Annotated in this window: 9 protein-coding genes; 4 read left to right on the forward strand and 5 right to left on the reverse strand. The window is 67.8% G+C overall.

Features of this window, described 5'->3' with window-relative positions:
* Nucleotides 1–533: zinc-binding dehydrogenase (locus tag ABIR74_RS01095; protein WP_348174764.1), on the forward strand; the 533-nt coding region annotated here is incomplete at its 5' end.
* Here the strand turns inward: ABIR74_RS01095 and ABIR74_RS01100 are convergent.
* From ABIR74_RS01100 to ABIR74_RS01115, 4 genes are read right to left on the reverse strand one after another with little or no spacing between them, the layout of a single operon-like run.
* The gene (locus ABIR74_RS01100) at nucleotides 500–940 is read right to left on the reverse strand and encodes a type II toxin-antitoxin system VapC family toxin (RefSeq protein WP_348174765.1); all 441 of its coding nucleotides are present in this window, start codon (nucleotides 938–940) and stop codon (nucleotides 500–502) included. The two genes, ABIR74_RS01095 and ABIR74_RS01100, sit on opposite strands and share 34 nt — an antisense overlap.
* Nucleotides 937–1251, reverse strand: a complete 315-nt coding sequence (locus tag ABIR74_RS01105; RefSeq protein WP_348174766.1) for a type II toxin-antitoxin system prevent-host-death family antitoxin — start codon at nucleotides 1249–1251, stop codon at nucleotides 937–939. The genes ABIR74_RS01100 and ABIR74_RS01105 overlap by 4 nt, the downstream gene beginning before the upstream one ends.
* A 54-nt stretch (nucleotides 1252–1305) precedes the next feature.
* Nucleotides 1306–1989, reverse strand: coding sequence for an endonuclease NucS (nucS, locus tag ABIR74_RS01110; protein ID WP_348174767.1), 684 nt, complete (start codon nucleotides 1987–1989; stop codon nucleotides 1306–1308).
* An 8-nt stretch (nucleotides 1990–1997) separates the two neighbouring features.
* Nucleotides 1998–2669, reverse strand: a complete 672-nt coding sequence (locus tag ABIR74_RS01115; RefSeq protein WP_348174768.1) for an MBL fold metallo-hydrolase — start codon at nucleotides 2667–2669, stop codon at nucleotides 1998–2000.
* A 46-nt stretch (nucleotides 2670–2715) separates the two neighbouring features.
* Between ABIR74_RS01115 and ABIR74_RS01120 the strand changes: the two genes are divergently transcribed.
* The 3 genes from ABIR74_RS01120 to serS are packed head-to-tail and all read left to right on the forward strand — an operon-like array spanning nucleotide 2716 to nucleotide 5146.
* Nucleotides 2716–3126 carry a c-type cytochrome gene (locus ABIR74_RS01120; RefSeq protein ID WP_348174769.1) on the forward strand — a complete coding sequence of 137 codons (411 nt, stop codon included), beginning with the start codon at nucleotides 2716–2718 and terminating at the stop codon, nucleotides 3124–3126.
* Nucleotides 3123–3950, forward strand: coding sequence for an HAD family hydrolase (locus ABIR74_RS01125; protein WP_348174772.1), 828 nt, complete (start codon nucleotides 3123–3125; stop codon nucleotides 3948–3950). The genes ABIR74_RS01120 and ABIR74_RS01125 overlap by 4 nt, the downstream gene beginning before the upstream one ends.
* On the forward strand, nucleotides 3947–5146 hold the full coding sequence (gene serS / locus ABIR74_RS01130; RefSeq protein ID WP_348174770.1) for a serine--tRNA ligase: 1200 nt from the start codon (nucleotides 3947–3949) through the stop codon (nucleotides 5144–5146). Before ABIR74_RS01125 ends, serS begins: the two co-directional genes overlap by 4 nt.
* Here the strand turns inward: serS and ABIR74_RS01135 are convergent.
* Nucleotides 5136–5320: hypothetical protein (locus tag ABIR74_RS01135; protein WP_348174771.1), on the reverse strand; the 185-nt coding region annotated here is incomplete at its 5' end. The genes serS and ABIR74_RS01135 overlap by 11 nt on opposite strands.

Genomic DNA, 5320 nt, shown 5'->3' on the forward strand with positions numbered 1-5320 from the left:
CCTGCTGCTTCCACGGCGTCGAGCGAGCCGGCGTCGCGGCGGGGGACACCGTTGCCGTTGTCGGCCTCGGTCCGATCGGCCTGATGCTGTGCGCGTGCATCGCCGACGCCGGCGGCTGGCCCGTCGGGGTCGGCTCGCGGCCCGAACGCCAGGCGCTCGCACCATTGTTCGGCGCCGAGACCGGCACGGGCGAAGGAGCCGACATCGTGATCGAAGCGGCCGGCACCGCCGAGGCGTGGCAGATCGCGCTCGAGCTCGTGCGGCCCGGCGGCACCGTTCTCGCCTTCGGCGGCCTGCCGCGCGAGAGCCGCGTCGAGGTCGATCCGTTCCGCATCCACTACGAGGAGGTGACGCTCCGAGGTGCCTTCCACCACACGCCCCGTCATGTGCGCACGGCGCTCGCGTTTCTCGGTAGCGGCGCCTATCCGTTCGAGCGGCTGATCACGCATCAGGTCGGACTCGACGGCGTCGCCGGGCTTCTGGCAGATCCGCCCCGCGACTATCTCAAGGCGGCAGTCGTCATATCGGGGTAGACATCGATGCCTTCAGCATCAGCTGCGTGACGCTGACGGTGGTCCCACGATACGAGCAGCGGGTCAAAGGCCCGGAGGCCGATGGCGCTCGCAACGTGAATCGAATCCATCCCTCGGAGACTATGTCTCACTCCGACGACAGCAGCTGAGTCGACAACGTCACTGTCGACCTCGACCAGATACGCCCGACCACGAAGGAACGCTCCGTCGATGACGTCGGGATCCACTGCAGCGCGCCCGTACCGCCCCGACCGGATGGCGGCCGCGAGCGCGCACGCGAGTTCCGCGTGGGAAACCCGGCTCGTTGCAAGTGGAGCCCCGCTGTCCCAGACCTCACGCGCGACATCCGAACCGGACTCGTCGAGAAAGAGCTTCACGAGCGCCGAGGAGTCCAGGTATGCGATCACACCGGGTCATCCTCGGTTCCGGGCTCTGGGCCAGGGCCGGGCCAGGGCCTTCCACGCACCCACATCAGGTAGTCCAACATCGTTGGGCCTTCGCCGACCGGTTTCATCAGCGGCGGCAGCGGTTTCGGCTTCCCTGTCGGTGGCGTGATTCGCCCCTCTCGAATCATCCGGTCCCAGGCAGACTCGGCTGCGCTCAGAAGTGCCTTCGGCTGCCCCCGCTCCGTGACGAGGATCTCTTCCCCCGCCGCAGCGCGGTCCAGCCACTCGGCCAGGTTCTCTCGTAACTCTCTGACGCCGACCTCCACTCTCATAGCATCAAGTGTACGCTCGTGCCCCTCAAGTGTCCACTAAGGACATGTCTGTCTTCAGGCAGAAAACAGCGTCAAGTCTTGTTCTTTCTCGCCGCGAAGCACGTCGAGGTCGACCTCGACCCAGGCGAGCCCACGTGACTCGGCGAGCGTGCGCGCCTGCTTCACGACCTTCTGCCCCGCGAGGATGCCGCGACAGGCAGCCATCCCGGGCAGCGTCTGGATGCGCTCGAGATAGCGCGAGAGCTGCTCGACGGCGTCGATCGTCGCAATCCTCTTGATCTCGACCGCAACCCACGCGCCGTCCCGATCGCGGCACATCAGGTCGACAGGACCGATGTCGGTTTGCCACTCGCGCTCGATGAGGCGGAGCCCGTCGCCGATGGCGTCGGGGCGGCCCGCGAGCTCGAGCTGGAGATCGCGCTCGACCCCGTCCTTCGCGAGCGCCGCTGCCTCCCCCATGTCGTGCTCGACGTCGCTCAGGATCTCGACGATGCGAATGTCGAGCCGGTCCTCCGTCTTGCCGGCGCGCTTGCGCACCACGATCCGCTCCGGTGGCTCGCCCTCGTGCTCGATCACCGTCGGGGGCGTCATCCAGTTCTGCGGCTTGAAGCCCCCCGTGTCGGCATGAACGAGGAACGAGCCGTCCGACTTCAGCATCAGGAGGCGAACGGCCTCCGGGAGGACGGCGTTGAGACGGCCCGAGTAGATGACCTCGCAGCGGGCGACGATCAGGCGCACGTCAGGGCTCAGGAGCTCCGGGAAACGCGCGAGCCGCCGACGATCCGCTCCGAACCGTCGGCCAGGCGCACGAGCGCCTTGCCGTTGCCGTCGTAGTCGGGCGACCATACGACGAGCTCGGCGTCTTCGCCGGCGACGGTGACCGCCTCACCGAGCGACGGAGCAGCGCCACGCCAGTAGGTGACGAACGGGTTGTGCTCCCACTCGCGGCCGATCGTCGTCTCCTCGGTGTGACCGGGAAGCACGCGGATCTCCGCCGGCAGCGTCATCAGGCCGTCCATCACCGAGAGCTGCACGACGTCGGCTGGGCCGCCACCGACGGCGTCCTTGAAGAGGACATCGCCGCTGAAGCAGATCTCGTCGTTCGCAACGAATGCGAGCCCATCGTCGGAGTGGCCGGGAAGCTCGATCGCGCGAATGCTCAGGCCGCCCGTGACGAGGTCGCCCATCACGACTGGGATCCCGAAGCGATCGCAAAGCTCGTCCTCGTGCTCGATGTGATCGCCGTGGGCGTGCGTGCGAAGCAGGTGCGTGGGCGTCAGACGTTCGCGTTCGACGAGATCGAGCAGCGGTCCGAGAGGTGCTCCACTGTCGACGAAAACGGCCGTTCCGCCCGGAGCATCGCCGAGGACATAGGCGTTCGAGAGCCACTGGTCGTGCATCGAGCGTCCGACGAGCATGGGTACACCCTACGCAATCCGGCGTGGCTGGTTAAACTCCACATTGATGCGTCGCACTCACGTCGTAGCCGCACTGCTCGTCCTCGCCATCGGCCTCCTGGCTGCAGGGTGCCTCGACGGAACGGATCAGGCCGCGACGCCCGAAACGGTCGTCGGCGAGGTGCCTGTTGCGACGACCGACACCGAGGCGCTTCCGGCGCTCGAGCTGACGGGCGATGCGGTCGCCGGCAAGGCCGTGTTCACGGGCGCGTCCAGCTGCGGTGGCTGTCACACACTTGCGGATGCAGGAGCGAGCGGCGCCGTCGGGCCTAACCTCGACGAAGCAAAGCCGGACACCGAGCTGGTCGTCGCGAGGGTCACAAAGGGGCAGGGTGGCATGCCCGCGTTCGGCGAGCAGCTCACGCCCCAGCAGATCGCAGACGTCGCCGCGTACATCACGCAGTCCACCGGCGGCTGAGACTCCCACCGTCCTTTCCATCCGATGTCCAGGCGTTCGCCTGCGACTTCGACCGCACGCTCGTCGGTCGTGACGGCCTGTTGCACCCGCGCACCCGCGGCGCGATCGCCCGCTCCCAGGCAGCCGGCATCCCCGTGATCGTCGCGACCGGCCGGATGTTCCGCTCGGTAGGCCCGTACCTCGCCGAGGCGGGGATCGAGGAGCCCGTCGTCTGTTATCAGGGCGCCGCGGTCGTCGACCCCGCAAGCGGCACGTTCCTGCTCCACGAGCCGCTCAAGCTCGACACGGCCCGGGAGGTGATCACGCTCCTCGCAGCGCTCGGCCATCCACCCAACTGTTACGTCGGCGACAACCTCTACGTCGATCGACACACGGAGTACTCACGCCGGTACGCGGAGTTCCAGCACTTGCCGGTGGAGGAGGTCGGCGACCTGGTCTCGTGGCTCGTCGAGGCACCGACCAAGCTCGTTGCCGTCGCCGATCCCGAAGCGATCCCGGCGCTGCGGGCCGCGGTCGCCAACCAGCTCGCCGGGCGCGTGTTCGTCACGACCTCGCTCCCGCATCTCCTCGAGATGGGCAATCCCGCAGCCTCCAAAGGAACGGGAATCGCCTTCGTCGCCGAGCGCCTCGGGATCTCGCTCGACCGCATCGTCTCCTTCGGCGACGGCGAGAACGATCTCGAGCTGATCGCAGAAGCAGGCTTCGGGGTCGCAGTCGAGGACGCTAACCCGTTGCTCCTCGAGCGGGCCGACTGGATCTGCCCGAGCGCCGAGGTCGAGGGCGTCGCCACCGTCATCGACGCGTACCTAGAATCCCTCGCATGATCGACCTCAAGGCAGCCCGCGCCAACCCCGACATCTGGCGCACCGCGCTCGCGCGAAAGGGTGCAGCCGAGGCGTTCGACACCCTGCTCGCCGCAGACGAGAGCTGGCGTGCACTCGTTCCGCGCGTCGACGACCTCCGCAGCAGGACGAAGCTGAAGGGGAAGCCGACGCCCGAGCAGCTCGGGGAGCTGCAGCAGGTGAAGGAGGATCTTCGCGGCGCGGAGGAGGAGCTTGCAGTCGCCGAGACGACCCGCGACGCCGCTCTCGCCCTCGTCCCGAACCCGCCGCATCCGTCAGCCCCTGACGGCGACACCGAGGACGATGCGGAGGAGCTGCGCCGTGTCGGCGAGCAACCCTTGCTCCCCGACGCGAAGGAGGCGAGTGAGGTCGGCCGCTTCGAGCTCGAGCGTGCGGCCCGCCTTTCGGGCTCACGCTTCGGGTACCTCGTCGGCGACACCGCATTGCTCGCGTTTGCGCTCTACCGGTTCGCACTCGATCATGTCGCGTCCGCAGGTTTCACGCCGGTGCTCCCGCCCGTGCTCGTGCGGGAAGAGGCGATGATCGGCACGGGGTTCTTCCCGACCGAGAAGTCGAACATCTACGAGCTCGAGCAAGACGGCCTCTTCCTCACCGGCACCTCGGAGGTTGCGCTTGCAGCGATGCACATGACCGAGATCCTCGAAGGTGGCGAGCTGCCGATCCGCTACGCCGGCTTCTCGACGTGCTTTCGCCGCGAGGCGGGCGCGGCCGGCAAGGACACGCGCGGGATGTTCCGCGTCCACCAGTTCAACAAGGTCGAGATGTTCGTGTTCACGACCCCCGACGACGCCTGGGCCGAACACGACCGCATGGTCGCGCTCGAGGAGGATCTCCTCACGCAGCTCGGCCTGCCCTACCGGGTCGTCAACGTCGCCGCCGGCGACCTTGGTGCGCCCGCAGCGAAGAAGATCGACATCGAGGCGTGGTTCCCGACTCAGGAGCGATACCGCGAGGTGACGTCGTGCTCGAACACGACCGACTTCCAGGCGCGGAGACTCGGCATCCGCTTCCGCGGAGAGGACGGTCTCGAGACGCCGCACACGCTGAACGGCACCGTGGTCACCGATCGTGCCTTGCTCGCGATCCTCGAGAACTTCCAGGGTGAGGTGCCCGACGTGCTTCGCGCCTACGGCGCACCCGAACGCGTCAGCGGCTGAGGTCGGGCGGCAGCGGCCGCTTGAAGGCTGCGTGCTTGTGGGTCAGACCGACGAGCTCCCAGCCTTTGCGACCGAGCGCGTTCCAATCCGCCTCGTCTGCCGATCGCTTCCCCCGCCGCTTCTCGAGGCGATACTCGAATAGCTGCTGCGCGGGCGCCGACCGTGGGTCAACAG

Source organism: Gaiella sp., from assembly GCF_039915195.1.
Classification (GTDB): domain Bacteria; phylum Actinomycetota; class Thermoleophilia; order Gaiellales; family Gaiellaceae; genus Gaiella.

Bases quoted from the DNA above. Each gene is read 5' to 3' on its own strand.
- ABIR74_RS01105 (WP_348174766.1), bottom strand. From the start codon at position 1,251: ATGAGAGTGGAGGTCGGCGTCAGAGAGTTACGAGAGAACCTGGCCGAG.
- ABIR74_RS01115 (WP_348174768.1), bottom strand. From the start codon at position 2,669: ATGCTCGTCGGACGCTCGATGCACGACCAGTGGCTCTCGAACGCCTAT.
- ABIR74_RS01120 (WP_348174769.1), top strand. From the start codon at position 2,716: ATGCGTCGCACTCACGTCGTAGCCGCACTGCTCGTCCTCGCCATCGGC.
- serS (WP_348174770.1), top strand. From the start codon at position 3,947: ATGATCGACCTCAAGGCAGCCCGCGCCAACCCCGACATCTGGCGCACC.